This window comes from Halorubellus sp. JP-L1 (assembly GCF_011440375.1).
GTDB lineage: Archaea > Halobacteriota > Halobacteria > Halobacteriales > Natrialbaceae > Halorubellus.
Genome location: NZ_JAAOIR010000003.1, coordinates 79,139 through 95,373, shown reverse-complemented (window position 1 = coordinate 95,373; position 16,235 = coordinate 79,139). Strand labels below are relative to the sequence as shown.

General features: G+C 69.1%; 15 protein-coding genes. 1 reads left to right on the top strand and 14 read right to left on the bottom strand.

Annotated elements, in window-relative coordinates:
• Window position 1: 1 nt before the first annotated feature.
• The 14 genes from G9C85_RS14260 to G9C85_RS14195 form a co-directional block, all read right to left on the bottom strand.
• Window positions 2-1,465, bottom strand: coding sequence for a P-loop NTPase (locus G9C85_RS14260; RefSeq protein ID WP_166041174.1), 1,464 nt, complete (start codon window positions 1,463-1,465; stop codon window positions 2-4).
• A 2-nt stretch (window positions 1,466-1,467) separates the two neighbouring features.
• Window positions 1,468-2,190: a hypothetical protein gene (locus tag G9C85_RS14255; RefSeq protein ID WP_193570769.1), complete on the bottom strand. Its 723-nt coding sequence runs from the start codon at window positions 2,188-2,190 to the stop codon at window positions 1,468-1,470.
• Window positions 2,191-2,192: 2 nt separating this feature from the next.
• On the bottom strand, window positions 2,193-3,134 hold the full coding sequence (locus tag G9C85_RS14250) for a HEAT repeat domain-containing protein (RefSeq protein WP_166041172.1): 942 nt from the start codon (window positions 3,132-3,134) through the stop codon (window positions 2,193-2,195).
• Window positions 3,131-4,207, bottom strand: a complete 1,077-nt coding sequence (locus G9C85_RS14245; RefSeq protein ID WP_369680826.1) for an ethylbenzene dehydrogenase-related protein — start codon at window positions 4,205-4,207, stop codon at window positions 3,131-3,133. The genes G9C85_RS14250 and G9C85_RS14245 overlap by 4 nt, the downstream gene beginning before the upstream one ends.
• Complete coding sequence (locus G9C85_RS14240; RefSeq protein ID WP_240148905.1) at window positions 4,204-5,148, bottom strand: molecular chaperone; 945 nt, start codon at window positions 5,146-5,148, stop codon at window positions 4,204-4,206. The genes G9C85_RS14245 and G9C85_RS14240 overlap by 4 nt, the downstream gene beginning before the upstream one ends.
• Before the next feature lie 9 nt (window positions 5,149-5,157).
• Complete coding sequence (locus tag G9C85_RS14235; protein ID WP_166041170.1) at window positions 5,158-6,339, bottom strand: 4Fe-4S dicluster domain-containing protein; 1,182 nt, start codon at window positions 6,337-6,339, stop codon at window positions 5,158-5,160.
• Window positions 6,340-9,513, bottom strand: a complete 3,174-nt coding sequence (locus G9C85_RS14230) for a molybdopterin-dependent oxidoreductase (RefSeq protein ID WP_166041167.1) — start codon at window positions 9,511-9,513, stop codon at window positions 6,340-6,342.
• A 194-nt stretch (window positions 9,514-9,707) separates the two neighbouring features.
• Window positions 9,708-11,021, bottom strand: coding sequence for a molybdopterin molybdotransferase MoeA (locus G9C85_RS14225; RefSeq protein ID WP_166041165.1), 1,314 nt, complete (start codon window positions 11,019-11,021; stop codon window positions 9,708-9,710).
• 135 nt (window positions 11,022-11,156) lie between these two features.
• Window positions 11,157-11,327 (bottom strand): hypothetical protein, encoded by a 171-nt coding sequence (locus tag G9C85_RS14220; RefSeq protein ID WP_166041163.1) that lies wholly within the window; start codon window positions 11,325-11,327, stop codon window positions 11,157-11,159.
• A 105-nt stretch (window positions 11,328-11,432) separates the two neighbouring features.
• Window positions 11,433-11,738: a cupin domain-containing protein gene (locus tag G9C85_RS14215; RefSeq protein ID WP_166041161.1), complete on the bottom strand. Its 306-nt coding sequence runs from the start codon at window positions 11,736-11,738 to the stop codon at window positions 11,433-11,435.
• Window positions 11,735-12,115, bottom strand: coding sequence for a cupin domain-containing protein (locus G9C85_RS14210; RefSeq protein ID WP_166041159.1), 381 nt, complete (start codon window positions 12,113-12,115; stop codon window positions 11,735-11,737). Before G9C85_RS14210 ends, G9C85_RS14215 begins: the two co-directional genes overlap by 4 nt.
• 153 nt (window positions 12,116-12,268) lie before the next feature.
• Window positions 12,269-12,502: a DUF2249 domain-containing protein gene (locus G9C85_RS14205; protein WP_166041157.1), complete on the bottom strand. Its 234-nt coding sequence runs from the start codon at window positions 12,500-12,502 to the stop codon at window positions 12,269-12,271.
• A 111-nt stretch (window positions 12,503-12,613) separates the two neighbouring features.
• Entirely contained in the window at window positions 12,614-14,899 is a 2,286-nt protein-coding gene (locus G9C85_RS14200) for a nitric-oxide reductase large subunit (RefSeq protein ID WP_166041155.1), read from the bottom strand.
• A 134-nt stretch (window positions 14,900-15,033) separates the two neighbouring features.
• Window positions 15,034-15,447: an SRPBCC family protein gene (locus G9C85_RS14195; RefSeq protein WP_166041153.1), complete on the bottom strand. Its 414-nt coding sequence runs from the start codon at window positions 15,445-15,447 to the stop codon at window positions 15,034-15,036.
• 121 nt (window positions 15,448-15,568) lie between these two features.
• On the opposite strand from G9C85_RS14195, the gene G9C85_RS14190 reads away from it, so the two are divergent.
• Window positions 15,569-16,219 carry a helix-turn-helix domain-containing protein gene (locus G9C85_RS14190; protein ID WP_166041151.1) on the top strand — a complete coding sequence of 217 codons (651 nt, stop codon included), beginning with the start codon at window positions 15,569-15,571 and terminating at the stop codon, window positions 16,217-16,219.
• Window positions 16,220-16,235 lie beyond the last annotated feature (16 nt).

Genomic DNA, 16,235 nt, shown 5'->3' with positions numbered 1-16,235 from the left:
GTTAGCGGGGGCGGGCCGGTTCGCCGGCCGCGTGATCGTGGCACTCGCAGGCGTCGGGGTCGCGGACGCCGAGTCGAAGCGCGTACTCTTCGGGGCCGCGTCGGTCCACGTCGACGGTCGGTGGTGGGCCGTCGACGGCGTCTGCGAGCGCGCTCGCGAGCGGGTTCGGGTCGCGGTCGGTCCGCACGAACAGCGCCTCGCCAGCCTCGAGCGCATCGTACTCGGCGCGCACCTGGTCGTGGCGGGCGCGATCCGGGACGCCGCGGAGGTCCAGCGCCTCCGGCGGGAGGTCGACCCCGTCGAGGTCCTCGAGTCCAGCGGCGACGGCGTCCGCGAGCGCGTCGAACTCGTCGGGGACGTCGCCGGTCGCGTCCCGCATCGCGTCCGAGAGCGGGAGCTCCGCGAGGACGTCCACGTCCGGATCGACGTCGTCTCCGGACTCCGTCGAGTGGTTCCCGTCGTCGGTGAACGGCGAGTGCGCGTCGCCGCAGGACGGACAGACGAACGACGCCATGTTGTGCACGGCACCGAGGAGGTCGATGCCCTGTTCGCGGAACAGCGTCGCGCTCCGCGCGGTGTCGCTCGTCGCGGTCGCGAACGGCGTCGTGACGAGGACGGCCGCGTCGACGGGCACCGACTGCAGGACCGTCAGCACGACGTCGCCGGTCCCCGGCGGGAGGTCGAGGACGAGCGTGTCGACGTCCCGCCACGCCGCATCCCCGAGGAGCTCCACGACGGCCTCCTGGGCCATCGCGCCGCGCCACGCGAGCGGTTCGTCGTTCGCGATGAACCCCACGGAGACGGTCTGTATGCCGTCGGCATCCACCGGTTTCGCTCGGCCGTCGTCGGTCGCGCCGAGCACGTCGTCGACGTCCAGCAAGCTGGGCACGTTCGGGCCGTAGACGTCCGCGTCGAACAGCCCGACCGTCTCGCCGCCGGCCGAGAGCGCTCGCGCGAGCTGGGTCGCGACCGTCGTCTTCCCGACGCCGCCCTTCGCGCTCGCCACCGCGAGCACGCGGTCGACGCCCGGAACCGAGACGTCGTCCGGACGGTGCGGGCCGCCGTGGCTCCCGTCGTCGTGATGGCCGCCACCGTGATGCTGGGGCGCTTCGGCGTGCTGGCCAGGGTTGCCGCCGCTCGCGGAGACCTGTGCGCGTTCGACGCCGGGGAGGCCGAGGATGGCCGTCCGGATGCGGTCGACGAGGACGTCGCTCGTCTCGTCGTCCAGGCCCGCGAACGACGCCCGGACGGTGACGACGCCGTCGTCGACGTCGACGGACTCGACGAGCCCGGAGGCGACGACGTCGCCGCCGAGGTCCGGGTCGGTGACGTCCGCGAGCGCCTCCCGGACGCGCTCGGGCGACGGGCCGTCCGCGTACTCGTCTGGGGCGTCTCGGCCGTCCGCGTCGGGGTCGGTCGGGCTCTGCTCGCTGCCGTCGGGGGGGTCGGTGGGGTCGTCGGTCATGGTCACCAGGTCGCGTTCGCGTCGTGATCGACGTCCGGGTCCGGGCCCTCCTCCGCGTCGAACAGCTGTCCGCCGTACGGCCGGAAGTCGACGTCGTAGTACTCGTCGACTTCCTCGAGGAGGCGCTCGCGACGCGCGACGAGTTCGTTGTCGAACGCCGAGTCCTCCACCGCGCCGACGAGCGCGTCGTCGTCGAGGACGCCGTCGCCGTAGGCGTCCGCGACGCCGTCCCGGAACTGGTCGGCGTTCCGCCGGCACCGCAGCGCCTCGTCGAGCGCCTCGGGGTCGAGGTCGCCCCCGAACGAGCGCGGGATGGACTCGAACGCCGCGATCGCGTCATCGTCGTAGCCCGCCGCCCGGTCGAGGACCGCCGTCGCCTGGTCGCGCGTCGACAGGTCGTTCCACGCTTCCCGCGCGCTCGGAGGGACGAACGCGTCGACGACGTCCGCCCACGTGGTGTCGCGCTCGGCGTCCTCGAACGCCTCCGCGACGAACGCGCCGACGTGCTCGTCCGGGATGGCGACGCCGACGGCGTCCTCGAGCGTCTCCCCCGCGCTTCGCGCGTCCGATGCCTCGCTACCGTCCGTCGCGTCCTCCTCGGTCGTCGAATTGCTGGCGTCGGTCGTCGAGTCGCTGGCGTCGGCCGTCGAGTGGTCGGTGGTCGGTTCGCCGGTCGATTCGTCCGACGCCGGTTCGTCGGGCGTAGAGTCGAGTTCGTATGGCATGGTCAGTTCCTGTCGTCGAGGTCGGCGTCGAGGTGCTCCCTGGGGTCGAACCCGGGTGCGCCCCCGGGTCCGGCGGTGGGTTCGCCGCCGGTTCGCGTCCCGAGTTCGAGCGCTCGTTCGTCCGGTGCGTCCGGGCCAGTGCCCGGTGCACCCTCGGCCGGGTCGTCGAGGTTCGCGTCGACGTCGAGCGCGTCCGGGTCGACGCCGCGAGCGTCAGCGAGCGCGCGCGTCGCGGTGCGGACGACGTCCTCGCTCTGATCGGTGACGCCGTACTCCTCGAGCGCGGTCTCCGCGCGGTCCGTGCCGAGTTCCCCGAGGCTCTCCGCGGCCTTCGCTCGCACGAACGCGTTCGCCTCGCGAGCGAGCACCGCGGCGAGCACGCGCTCGGCCTCCTCGACGTCGTCGACGACGTCCGCGAGGAACTGCGCGGCGTACTCTCGGACCGCGGGGTGCGGGTCGGTCTTGATGCACTCGACGAGGTCGGCGTGCGATGCCCCGCCCGCCTTCCCGAGCGCGACGACGGCGTTCCGCCGTACCCATCCCGAGTCGTCGGACGCCAGCACGTCTCGGAGGACGTCGACGTCACCCGGAGCGACCCGCGAGTGCGCGACGACGGCCTCGGCGCGCACCCACTCGTCGTCGTCCGCGAGCGCGTCACGTATCGGGTCGACGCGCTCCCCGGCGACGCCGAGCGCCTCAACCGCGAACTGCCGGACGTCCGAACTCGAGTCCTCGCGGACGCGAGCAGCGAGCGCGTCGACGGTCGCTGGCGCCAGGCCACCTCCGTCGGTGGTCGCGTCCGCTACCCCGCTCTCGGCGGCGCTCGCGAGCGCCAGCGCTGCGTCCCGACGCGCCGGCGCCGGCCCCCCTTCCAGGGCCTCGCGGAGCCCGGGCTCGTCGTCGGCGGGCGCACGGTCGGTCGCGCTCCCGTAGTCGCCCGTCATCGGCTCATCCTCCGGTACGCGATCGTCCAGCTCACGACGATCGCCGCGAGCAGCGGCACGAGGTACGTCGAGAGGAGGTCGACAATCTCGTCGGCGCCGCCGGCGGTCGTCCCCCCGCCGCTCCCGCCAGCTCCCCCATCGCTCCCGCCGTCGTCGCTCCCACCGCCGACCTCGGCCTGCCCGAGCTCGCCGGAGTCGGTGTCGAGCGTGCTGAACCGGAGCGTGATCGACTTCTCGCCGTTCACCTCGTCCGCGCTCCCGTTCCACACCGCGAACGCGAGGTACATCTGGTCGTGTTCGTCGAACGCGGCGCCGTACTGGCCGGTCGCGTTGCGTTCGCGGACGAAGACGACGGACCAGCCGTCGTCGGTGCGTTCCGCGCGAGCGGTCACGGGCTGGACGGGCGCGTCGCTCAGCGAGCCGTACCCCTTCGCGTAGTAGTTCTGCCCGAAGTCCTCGTAGTCCCGCTTCGACAGCGGGTTGTCCGCCGCGAGTCCGGGGCGAGTTTCCTCGTCGTCCTGCGGGTACGAGTACATGTCGCCGCTCCAGGCGGCCGTCTCGCCGCTCGCGTACTGCCAGTTCGCGCGCCAGTACCAGATGTCGACGGGCTGTCCGGCCGCGCCCATCGTGATCGGCGGCGACTCGCCGCCCCGGAGCATGATCGCGGCGGCGTCGCTGTAGTTCTCCGGCGACGACATCGACGTGTCGTTCGTCCGGTCGGCCCACGTCAGCCGGAAGCCGACGTGCGAGTCGTTCGAGAGCGCCTGCACGTCGACTTCCTCGACGGACCCCCCGCCGTGCGGGAGCGCCATCTGTTGCTCGGAGAGGCTCGCGGTCCGCGACGGCGCGTCCGCCCACTGGCTCGACTCTGGGTCGACCGGGACGGCGTCGGTGGACTGCATCGGCTGACTCCCGCCCGTGACGGCCGCGGTGAGCGCGGCCTGTCCGGCGACGAGGACGAGCACGGTGACGAGCGAGACGAGCGACGCGCGCAACGCCGCGCGACGGTCGACCGTCGGCACTCGGTCGGCGACCCGCTCCAGCAGGCCGCCGACCGCTCGGCCGTCGGTCACGCCCCATCACCTCCCGGCACCGCGGTCGTGTCGACGTCGGGGTCGGGGTGCACGACGTGGTCCCACCTGACGAGCGCCGCCGCGAACCGGGCCGCGGCGACGTACCCCGACCGCGCGTCCGCCGCCGCCGGCGCGTCGTCGGCTGCGTCGTCGGCGTTAATGGCTTCGACCGCGTCAGTCGCTTCGACGGCGTCAGTGGCTTCGACGGCGTCAGTGGCTTCGACGGCGTCGGCGACGTCGTGTGCGAGCGCGGGCACGAACCCGGTGAGGTGCTCGTCGAGCACGGTCGCCTCGGCCGCGGCGACGCGCTCGGCGGCGTCGAGGTCGCCTTCCTCGAGCGCGACCGCGCGCTGGGCGGCGAGCACCTGCGCGAGTTCGAGGAGGACGGAGACGTGGTCGCGTCGCTCGTCGAACCCGTCGTTGGGTTCCAGGTCGAAGCGCTCGAGGAGGCCGACGACGGTCGCGACCCGCCGCTGGGTCTCGCTCACGTCGCCGCCGGTCGCGTAGTGCGCCTCGTAGGGGACGACCGGGTACGAGCCCTCGTCGGGCAACCCGAACAGGTCGTTGTACGCCGACTCGACGGCGTCGGGGTCGGCCGCCGCGAAGCGCTCGCAGCACGCCGCGAGGTGTCGCTGGACGTCGTCCGCGGCCGCGAGCGCGGCCGTGGCGTCCGCTCGCTCGGCGATGGCCGTCGCCGCATCCTGGACGGCGTCGCGGACCTCGGCGTCGCCGAGGTCGGCGAGCACGTCCTCGTCCGGGAACTGGAACGCCGTCGCCGCGAACCCGTAGAGCGCGCCGCGGCGCGCGTGGAACCCGGGCACGTCGCGGACGTCACCGAACGCTCGACTGCTCGATTCCCCCGGGTCCATCTCGTTCTCGACCGGTTCGTTCTCGGTTAGGTCGTTCTCGGTCGCGTCGTCGGGAGTGGTGTGGTCCTGCATGGCGTCACCTCACGGCTGGTTCGTCCACTGTTCGCCCTCGCGGACCTCCATCTCCTCGTCGAACGGGATGTCAACGACCTGGTTTCCCTTCCGGTCCCAGCCCTTCACGCGCGTCTCCTTCACGGTGTACGTCTCGATGAGTCGCGTCGTCGCGCCGAACAGCTGGAGGATGCCGAGGACGTGATGGCTCGGGTTCCGCACGCGCTCTTGGATAATCTTGATCGACTCCTCGTACGTGCTCCCCGGCCAGTCGTTGCGCTTCTCGGTCGTGTTCGGCGTGAACATCTGCGTGAGGAAGTCCGGCGGCACGTGGTACGGGGGCATGTAGAACACCTGCGGGCGCGTCCCGAACTGCGGGTACAGCGGGAGCGCGACCTTCTCGTCGCTCTGCACGAGGTAGTTGATCGGCGACCGACCGTCCGCGGCCGACCGCACGCCGTCCGGGTGCCCGCGGTCCGGGCCGCGGTTGATGTTCCCGTGCAGGCGCGTCTTCCCGATGCACGAGGAGACACAACGGGGGACGTTCCCCTCCTCGATGCGCGGATAGCACCCGACGGGCTTCTCGGAGATCCCCGTCTCCGGGTTGTACATCGGCTTGTGGTACGGGCAGCCCTTCACGCACTTCCGGTAGCCGCGGCAGCGCTCCTGGTCCAGCAGGACGATACCGTCCTCCTGGCGCTTGTAGATCGCCTTCCGCGGGCACGCCGCGAGACACGCCGGGTTCTTGCAGTGGTTGCAGAGTCGCGGGAGGTAGAACTGCCAGATGTCGTGGTACTCGCCCTCGGACGGGTCGCTCTCGACGACCTCGCCCTCGGGGTACTCGCCGTGGACCTGATCGTCGCCCAGCGCCGGGTACTCCCACTCCTGCTTCTCCGCGATGTACCCGCGGACCTTCTCGCCGTCCCCGGCGGCGTCGAACACCGTCTGCTCGGCGTCCAGGTCCTCCAGCAGCTTCACGTCCCACCCGAGCGGGTAGCCGCCGAGCGGCTCGGTCTCGACGTTCATCCACCACATGTACTCCTCGCCGCGGCCGCTCGTCCACGTGGACTTGCACGCGAACGAGCACGTGTTGCAGTTGATGCAGCGGTTCGTGTTCACGATCATCCCCCAGTGCCAGTCGCGCTCCTCCTGGCGGTGCTCGTAGGGGTAACTGTGCTCGTGGCCGAGTTGCGGGTTGTAGGTCTGTGGCATTCAGTCGGCACCTCCGGTACCGTTCGGTTGCAGCGAGCCGTCCACGTACGACTGGAACCGGTCCTCTTCGCGCGCGTCGCCCGGCCACCAGTCCGCTTCCCGGTACTTCTCGATCGTGATCAGGTCGTCGCGATTCACGCCCGTCGGCGCCCACACCGTCTCCTCGTAGCCGTGCTCGAGCTCCGCGCCGTGCCAGACGATGTCCTCCGAGACCTCCTCGGAGACGTTCGGGTCGCCGAACACGGCCTTGTGGACGAGGTCGTCGGTCTCCTGGCCGGGGTCGAGCCAGATGTTCGTCGTCACGTTGAACCCCTTCTCGCCGTCCTCTCCCTCCGCGTCCTCGTCGTCGGGGAAGTGCTGCGGCCACCAGCCGTGCCAGACCGTCACCTGCCCGAAGGACTCCTCGCCGGCCGTCGACGGCCGCTGGCGGTCGCTCACCATCACGCGAACGACGGTGTCACCGCGCTCGCCCTTGATGCGAATGTAGTCGCCGTTCTCGACGTCGATCGACGCTGCGTCGTCCGGGTGGATCTCCGCGAACGCCTCCCCGAGCGCCGGCGCCTCCTCCGTCTCGCCCTCGCCCTGCGGGAACGAGAAGTCGTCTATGAGGCGTTCGGTCCCCTCCGGATCGCCCGAGACGCTCCCGAAGTCCCGCGACGACCAGATGAGGTTCCAGTCCGTCATCCCCCACGACGAGTGCGTGCGGTACTTCGAGTGCGGCGTGTTGTAGTAGAACTCGTACCCGTCCTCGTAGATCGGGTTCTCCATGTCCTTCGCCTCCGACCACTTCTCGCCGCGACCGTACGGCGTCCCCTCGACGCTCTCGATGTGGTCGAGGTCACCGCGACCGTGCTCGAGCAACCGGTCCTCTTCCTTGTGGAACTCCATCCGGCCGGTCTTCGTGTAGAACGGCCGGTCCTCGTGGATCTGCGAGTAGAACGGGACTCTGGGATACGTCTTCAGCTTCAGGCGCTCCGGACCGTCCTCGAGGTCCTCGACGTCGATACCCTGCGTCGTCATCCCGGCGTCGAACGCCTCCTGGATGTAGTTCGTGACGTCCCCGTCGTCGTCGAGGAACTCCGCGAAGTACTCGCGGTAGGAGTCCACGTTGCGCTCCTCGGGCGGGATCTTCTCGTCGAGTTTCTCGGCGACCATCGCCACGACCTCCCCGTCCTGCTTCGTGTCGTAGATGGGGTCCATGATGCCGTGGTCCATCGTCACGAACGGGTTCTCCGGCCCGACCGTGATGTCGGGATACTCGCACTCGAGCCAGGACGGCGCCGGGAGGACGATGTCCGCGTGCTGCGCGGAGTACGTCATGTGCATGTCCGAGACGACGAACAGCTCGTTCTCCGTCTCGGGGTGTTTCACGAAGTTGTTGAGGACGTGCTCCTGGTGCTTGGTCTGGTTCAGGAGGTTGCAGTTCATCGTCCACAGCACCGTCGGCTTCGACATCGTGTACGTCTCCGCGTTCTTCGGCATCACGGGCTCGGTGGCGTCTCCTTGCGGGACGAGGTCGAGCTCGCGGTCGAAGTCTCCGCGGATCTCGTGGGGGTCGAGCGACTCGCCGCCGAAGAACGCGAACGCGTACCCGGGGTACATCCCGTGCGCGCTGTGGCCGTCGGGGTTGACGTACTGCGGGTAGCCGTCCAGGAGCTCGATCTTGTACTGGCCGGAGTAGTTGTAGTACCCCTGGCCCTTGTCTCCGATGTTCCCGAGCATCGACTGCACGAAGAAGATCGACCGCTGGAGTTCGCTGTTCCCGTGGAACCAGTGATTGATGCCCTCGCCCGTGAACCACTGGCCCTTCTCCGCGGCGGCGAACTCGCGCGCGGTCTTCGCGATGGCGTCGGCCGGGACGGTCGTGATGTCCTCGACCGTCTCCGGGTCGTAGTTCGCCATGACGTTCGCCTTCTGGCGCGCGAAGTCCGTGCGGACCGTCACGTCCTCGCCGTCGACCGTCGAAACGGTCGTCTCGGCATCTAGACGGGCGGTCGCGGGCGTCTCCGACCCGACCTCCTCGCGCGTGACCGCGTGGAGGTCGCCGTCCTCGCCGAGGACGACGAAGTCGCCCCAGTCGTCCGCCTCGTGCTGGTCGTCGATATCCTCCGGCGGCGCCTCGTGGTCCTCGAACACCTCGTGCGCTCGCAGGTACTTCTCGTCGTCCTCGCGCACGAGCAGCGGGAGGCTCGTGAACTGCCGCATGAACTCGGCGTCGTACAGCTCTTCGTCGATGATGACGTGCGCGAACCCGAGCGGAAGCGCCGGGTCGCTCCCCGGTCGAAGCGGGAGCCAGCGATCGCACTTCTGGACGGTCGGCGAGTAGTCCGGGTAGATGCCGACGATCTCGCCGCCGCGCTCGCGAGTCTCCTGGAACCAGTGGTTGTCCGCGAGCTTGTTGTGGATGAGGTTCTTCCCCTGGATGATGGTGTAGTCCGCGTCCCGCCACGCCGACGCGTCGGAGTCGCTCGTCTGGTACCCGGTCGTCATGACGTGTCCCGGCGGCAGGTCGGCGTACCAGTCGTACTCCGTCCACTCGCAGCCACCGAAGATCGAGGCGAGCCGTCGCCCGGAGCCGTGACGCGTGAACAGGCCGTCGGACTTGATCGCGTTGAAGATGTGGAAGCGCTTCTCGTCCTCGAGGTTCGCCATCTTCTCCGCGACGAGGTCCACGGCCTCGTCCCAGGACACGCGCTCGAACTCGTCCTCGCCGCGGCCCTCCGGGTTCGGGTCGTCGGGACTCCAGCCCTTCCGGACGAGCGGGTACTTGATCCGCGAGGGCTCGTACGTCCGCCGGTGGAGCGTCAGGCCCTTCATGCACCCGCGGGGGTTCCAGTGCTGGCTGACGTCCGCGTCCTCGTACCCCGAGGGGCCGACCGAGGGCTCCTCGTTGTGGTACACTTGCTCGGCGCGGATCGGCACGCCGTTCTTCATGTAGAAGTTCAGCGCGCACGACTGCGTGCAGTTCGGGTGACAGACCGTCCAGTCCACCTCGTCGTAGCTGTAGATGTCGTGGTAGACCTGCTCCCAGTCGCGGTTCGGGTACGACTTCAGGGGGTTGTCCACGGCCGTGACGGGGTCGACGGCGTCCGTCGCCTCCCACGCGCGACCGGCGAGCGCGGCCACCGAACCCGCACCCGCCGCGGTCAGGAAGTCGCGACGCGACAGACTCACACCGTCCCACCTCCGTGCGCGGTCCACTCTCCGGAGTCGTGTCGGCGCATACGCGACCCTCACGACGCAAGCACCACAAGCACCCCCTGAAATTACTACTAGCTGGGAAGCCGGGCGAATACCTTCGCTCGACCATTCAAGTGCCCCTCCGGTCGCCGTCGGTCGGTCCGAGAAGCATCCACTCCCGTCGTCGATCAGGGCCGATACTCCCAGTCCTCGACGACGACGCGCTCGCCCGCGTCGACGCCCTCGACGGACTCCGGGACCGTCACCCAGCCGTCCGCGTCGGTGACGCTCGACAAAACGCCGGCCCCGCCTGTGCGGACCGGAACCGCGCGGCGTTCGGCGCGCTCCGCGGCCGCGTCGGCGTCAGCGGCCGCCTCGGCACGCCCGGCGGTCGCGTTCGCGTCCGCGCCCGGATCCGTATCCGCTCCGGGGTCGAGCGAGACGCGAGCGAACGTCCTGACGCCGGGTTCGCTCGCGAGCTTGCGGTCGAGCGTCGCCGTCGTCCGCGGGTGCTCGGGCACCGGGAGGTGGCCGGCGCGCTTGAGTGCCGGCCGGAGGAGTTGGACCGCGGTCACGATGCACGACACCGGATACCCCGGCAACATGAGGACCGGCGTGTCCTCGACGACGCCGAACCCGACGGGGTGGCCGGGCTTGATGGCGAGGCCGTGCTCGAGGACCGTCCCGCGGTCGCCGACGACGTCCGCGATAAGGTCGCGCTCGCCGACCGAGGACCCGCCGGTCGTGACGACGAGGTCGGCGGTGAGGCCGCGTTCGACGGCCGCGCGTAGCGCCGCGCGGTCGTCCGGGACGACGTCGCGATACGTCGCAGTGCCGCCCCAGCGCTCGACGTACCGCGAGACCGCGAGCGCGTTCGTCTCCACGACCTCCCCGGGGTCGGGGTCCGCGTCGACGAGTTCGTCGCCGGTCGGGATCACGTCGACCGTCGGCGGCTCGTACGCCTCGACGGCGTCGACGCCGACCGACCGGAGGAGGCCGAGGTCGCTCGGCCGCAACCGGTGGCCGTCCCCGTACAGTTCGGCGTCGCCGGGAACGTCCTCGCCGACGGGCGCGACGTTCTCGCCGACCGTGACGCTCTCGCGGACCTCGACCTCGTCCCCGAACGTCTCCGTCGCCTCGACCATCACGACGGCGTCCGCGCCCGCGGGGAGTTCGCTCCCCGTGTGGACGCGCACGGCCGTCCGTCGGTCCACGGCTGGCGTCTCCGCTGGATCTGACTCCTGCTCGGCGACGTCGAGGACCGCGGGGGAGTGCTCGCTCGAGCCGAACGTGCTCTCGGCGACGACCGCGTAGCCGTCCATCGCCGCGCGCTCGTAGTGCGGGACGGGGCGCCGGGGCGTCACTGCACCGGCGAGGACGCGCCCGTCGGCCTCCGCCACGGAGACGCGGTCGGTCCCGTCGACGGGCTCGACGGCGTCGAGCAGTCGCTCGCGAGCGGCCGCGAGCCGCGTCCGATCCTTGAACCCGGCGTGTCCGGTCATTGGCTCCTTCAACCGACCGCACGTTTCGGCGGTTCCCCCTTAGAAGCCTAGGGCCATTCCGGGGCGGTCGTAACGACGGGTAGACGCGGCCCTGACGGTACGCTCTCGTCCTTTGTGAAGGGAGTTTACGCGAACTCAGGCGGCGGTCCGCGGCCCGTTGACCGTCCAGACGACGCTCTGGACGAGCTTTCCGGCGAAGTACCCGAACAGGAGTCCCAGGACGACCGTTTCGGGAACGGGATCCACGAGGGAGAGGAGACCGCCGAGCAATGCGAGGGCGAGTGGGACGTACGCTATCGGTATCACGCGAGCTCTACGAGCAAGCAGCGCCCGCTCGCCCTTGTCGAAACCGCCGTACATGTTCGCGTCGCGAGGGAGTGGAGAGTGAACGCGAGTGAGGGAGAGAGCCGGTCAGTCGGTCGTGCGCGACGCGAGGACGATCAGCGCAGTGCTCGCCTCGAGCGCTCGCGGCGCGATCTCCTGGTCGCCGTCGAAGCGGGCGACGTCGCCCGCCGTCAGGTCGTGGGTCGCCCCGTCCAGGTCCAGTTCGATCGCGCCGTCGACGAGGTAGAAGACGATCTCGCGGTCGGGATGCGAGTGCGCGGCGACGGACTCGTCGGCGTCGAGCGTGAGCCTGATCGTCTTCGGTTCCGCGTCGGGGAAGACGTTCGCGTGCGGGTGGCCGTCGAGTTCGTCGAGGGGTCGTATCGATGTCATGAGTTCTTGGGTTCGAAGTCGTTCGTTCGGAGTCCTTCGCGGACCGGTTCGTGCTCGGCGTCGGTGGGCGGTGGGCTGGTGACGAGGAGGGCCTCGAGCCGCGAGTCCTCGCCGGCCCTGATTCCGCGGTCGGTGTCGGCGTCGACGACGACGACGTCGCCCGGTTCGACGCGGTGCTCGTCGTCGCCGTCGCGGACGAGTCCAGTCCCGGAGCGGACGTGGATCGCGACGTCGCTCGCCGGGGCGTGCACTGGGATGAACTGACCGGGCTCGAAGTAGCCGCAGACGACCTTCATCCGGTCGCTACGGTCGACCTCGACCGCAGTGAACTTGTCGTCGCCGTAGGTTCGCTCCGCGTCGAAGCTCGTCTTCGTCACGCAGATCCCTCCGTTCGCGGACGTCGCGTTCGACGGGCCGTCGGACGGAGTATCCTCGAACCATCCACCCACCATTTTTTAGGTTGGCCTAAACTCATGTGGTTGGGTCTACGAGCAGTACCTCGAAGAGGATTGGCCCGAACATATTCCACCTTACAACTTCGGGAGCGTCGCGACGAACTCGTTCGGGCCGATGCGGTCGACCGTGTACCCCTCCGCGTCGAACGACTCGATCTCTGCCGTCATCTGGTGGTAGAGCGGCTTCGGCTCGTGGTCGTTGACCAACGTCAGCGCCTCCCCGCTGTCGAGGTCCTCGAACGCGTCGAAGATCTTCGGATGCCGTTGCGGCGGCGGAATCTCGCGCAGGTCGAGCTGCCGTTCGGACATTACGACTACATCTCGGGGCGCTCCCCCCGAGTCGGTTGTCGCGAAGATGTTCGCTCTCGCTCGGCTTCCCCGAACGGGAGTCAGTCCACTCGGCTTCCAGGGGGAGTCGATTCAGTCGTCGTTGAGGACGCCCTCGGCGACCGCCATGTCGTCGACGGACGGGTCGTCCTCGGACTCCCGGAGCACGAAGCGCTTGCGGACGAGGTCCGCGGCGTAAATCGTCGTTCCGAGGATGATGAGCGTGTCACCGGGCAGCCGCGCCCAGAACAGGTTCTGGACGATCGGCTGATCGTAGAACGCGAGACTCCTCGCAGCGGCGTAGCTCTCGGTGAACGCGACCTCGAGCTGGAGGAATCCGACCGGGAGGACGGACACGAACACCATGAGTGCCAGGCCGACGTTCCAGCACCAGAACGCCGCACGGAGCCACGACCCGTCCCAGCGACTCGGCTCGATCGAGATCTGGAGCATGTACGTCACCATCCCGAGCGCGAGGAACCCGAACGCGCCGAACATCGCCGCGTGCGCGTGCCCGACGGTCAGGTACGTCCCGTGCTCGTAGTAGTTGATGAGCGGGAGGTTGATGAAGAACCCGAGCACGCCCGCGCCGACGAAGTTCCAGACGCCGCTCGCGACGATGAACATGAACGGGAGCCGGTACGGGAACGTCCCGGTCTCCGTCATCGCGCGATACTGGCCGAGGGCCTCGTAGAGGATGAACACGAGCGGGATGAGTTCGAGCGTCGAGAACACGCTCCCGATCGGCACCCACATGTCCGGCATCCCGACCCACCAGTAGTGGTGGGAGACGCCGATGACGCCCGTACTCATCACGAGTAACGCCTGGAGCATCACCGCCTTCTCGGCGCTGCGGCGCTTCAGGAGGTTCATCGACACCAGCGTCAGCCCGACGATGGCCACGATGAAGAACTCGAACGCGCCCTCGACCCACATGTGGACGACCCACCAGCGCCAGAACTCCGTCACCGCGATGTTCGTCGTCGGCGTGAAGAAGAACCCGGCGGTGAACAGCACCGCGATGGAGCCGCCGGCGTACAGGATCATGTGCGCGAGTCCGTACACGGGCTCGCGGTCGAGCAGCGGTTTCAGACCGCGAATGGAGAGGACGGCCCAGAGTCCGAACCCGGCGAGCAGGCCCGCCTGCCAGATCTTCCCGACCTCGAGATACTCGAGCCCCTCATTACCGAGCAACCACCACAGCGACCCGTCGAGGTAGCCGTTCGCGCCGAGCCAGATGCCGCCGAGGCCACCGACGGTGACGACGACGATCGCACCGAGCAGGCCGTCGACGAGCGTCGACTGGTGCCTGGGCTCGTGTCCGGTCAGCAACGGCGGGAGGAACAGGCCCGCGCCGAGCCACGTCGCGGCAATCCAGAGGATCCCGAGGTCGATGTGCCACGTCTTCGCGATCGCGAACGGCAAGATCTGGAGGATGTGAACGCCGAACAGCTCCTCGACGCCGAAGAACCCGGCGCGCTCGATGTAGAAGTGCGCGATCAGGCCACCGAGTAGGACCTGCGCGAGGAACAGTCCGGCGGCGACCGGCACGAACCGCAGCGCCGACCGCTGGCTCGGGAAGACGCTCACGTCCCCCGGTTCCGGGACCGAGAGCCCCTCCGTCGACGGTTCGGGGAGTCGAACCGAGTTGTACAGCCAGATGCCGAACCCGGCACCGGCGACCAGGAGGACCATCGCGACGACGCTCCACGTCATCGCGGCACCCGTGGCGTCGTTCCCGGCGGCGGGCGCGTACGGCCACTCGTTCGTGTACGAGTGATCGCCACCCGGGCGGTCGGTGTGGGAGAACCACGCCGTCCACATCGCGAAGTCCGCGAACTCGCGAGCGTCCTCCTCGCTCTCGATCATCCCCTCGGGGACGCCGCGGTCGTGACTCCCCTCGTTGTAGCGCTCGACGTACTCCTCTCGCACCTGCTCGTGCGCGTAGAGCTCGGCGGCGGAGTACTCGATGGTTCCTCCGTCGTAGTCGCTCTCGAGGTCGGCCTTCACGTCGGCGTCGACTGCCGCCTGCTCCGCCGACCCGAGTTCGTCGTACGCGGCCCCGTACCGCTCCTGCGCGTAGTACGTCCGCATGTGCTCGGTCTTCAGTTCGAGCGCGTCCGCGGTGTAGTCCTCGCCGTAGTACGCGCCGTTCCCGAGGATCGACCCGTGGTTCATCAACCCGTTCCGCTGGAACGCCCGCTTCCCGTCCCTGATCTGGACGTCCGTCACGACCGTCTCGCCGTCCGGCCCCTCCACCCGTTCGGGGATCGGCGGCGCCTCCTGGTACGCGAACCACGCACCAGCACCCATCACGACGAGGTTGAGCAGGAACGCCGCCGCGATGAACTTCGCGATCGTCTTTCGCGTGAGCTCCATGCCCGACGATTGTGAGTTGTCGAGCGTTAATGATGTTCCCAACATGTTCGATCACCACGCCGTCGCTGTCTGGTAACGAATCACACTGTAAGAGTAGTTAGGACGCCTAGACGAGTTGGGTCGGTCGGGTGCGGTCAGTCCGCGAGCGAGGCGAGGTAGTCGAACTGTGCGTCCAGTTCGCGGCGCCGCTGGCGCGAGACGACCGTCGCGTCGAGGAGCGGCCCGACGAGTCGCGCCTGGACCGCGAACTCCGTGGTCGCCTCGACCTCGACGCCGTCGGGGGTCTCTTCCAGCGTGTACCGCGTCACCATCTCCTCGAAGATGCCGTCTCGCTGCTCGTAGGTCAGGACCGTGTCCGGTTCGTCGACGACCTCCAGCGTCAGTTCGATCGTCGCCAGTCCGACCCGGTTCGCGATGTGGACGACGTCGCCGTCGACCGTCACCTCGGAGAACTCCGCGGCGCGCATGAACGGACCGACGTCCGTCATCGCCGCTCGAACCCTATCGGCGTCCACGTCGACCGTCCTCGACACAGTGACGGTTTCCATACGTCTACCTACGCGACCCCGCCTAGTCGAACCTTCCGGAACGGAAACGCGTCCGCCGAGACCAACCGAGCCGAACATGTTCGACAACATTGATGGGTTCGTGGGCCGACGACACGTTCGTATGCCCAACGCGAAACTCGAACTCACCGTCCCCGAAGGCATCTGGCTCGGCCGGGTGACGCGAGCGCACCCGGAGACGCGGATCCGCGTCCTCGCAGCCATCCCCGACGGCCTCACCGGCGTCGGGCTGATAGAGATCGACGGCGACGCGACCGACGCCGTCCTCGGAACCATGGAGGGCGAGGACGACATCACGAGCATCGACGTCCTCCAGCACGGCGACGACGAGGCGCTCGTCCAGTTCGAGACCGCAGACCCCCTCCTCCTCATGCCGGCTCGCGGGTCGGGCGTCCCCCTCGAGATGCCGTTCGACATCAGGGACGGCACGGTGACGTGGGAGGTGACCGCGTCGACCGACCAGCTCTCCCGGCTCGGCGAGCAACTCGAGGAGTTCGGGATCCCGTTCCACGTCGTGTACGTCCGCCAGGAGACCGACCGCCGTCGGCTCCTGACCGAACGCCAGCGCGACCTGCTCGACGCCGCCGTCGACGCCGGCTACTACGACACCCCCCGGGAGTGCTCGCTGACCGACCTCGCCGACCGCGTCGGCATCGCGAAGTCAACGTGCTCCAGCACGCTCCACCGCGCCGAGGAGGCGATCGTCAAGGACTTCGTCCAGCACGAGGACGTCGACGACCTCGCCAGGCCATGAACGAACGTGTTCGGGA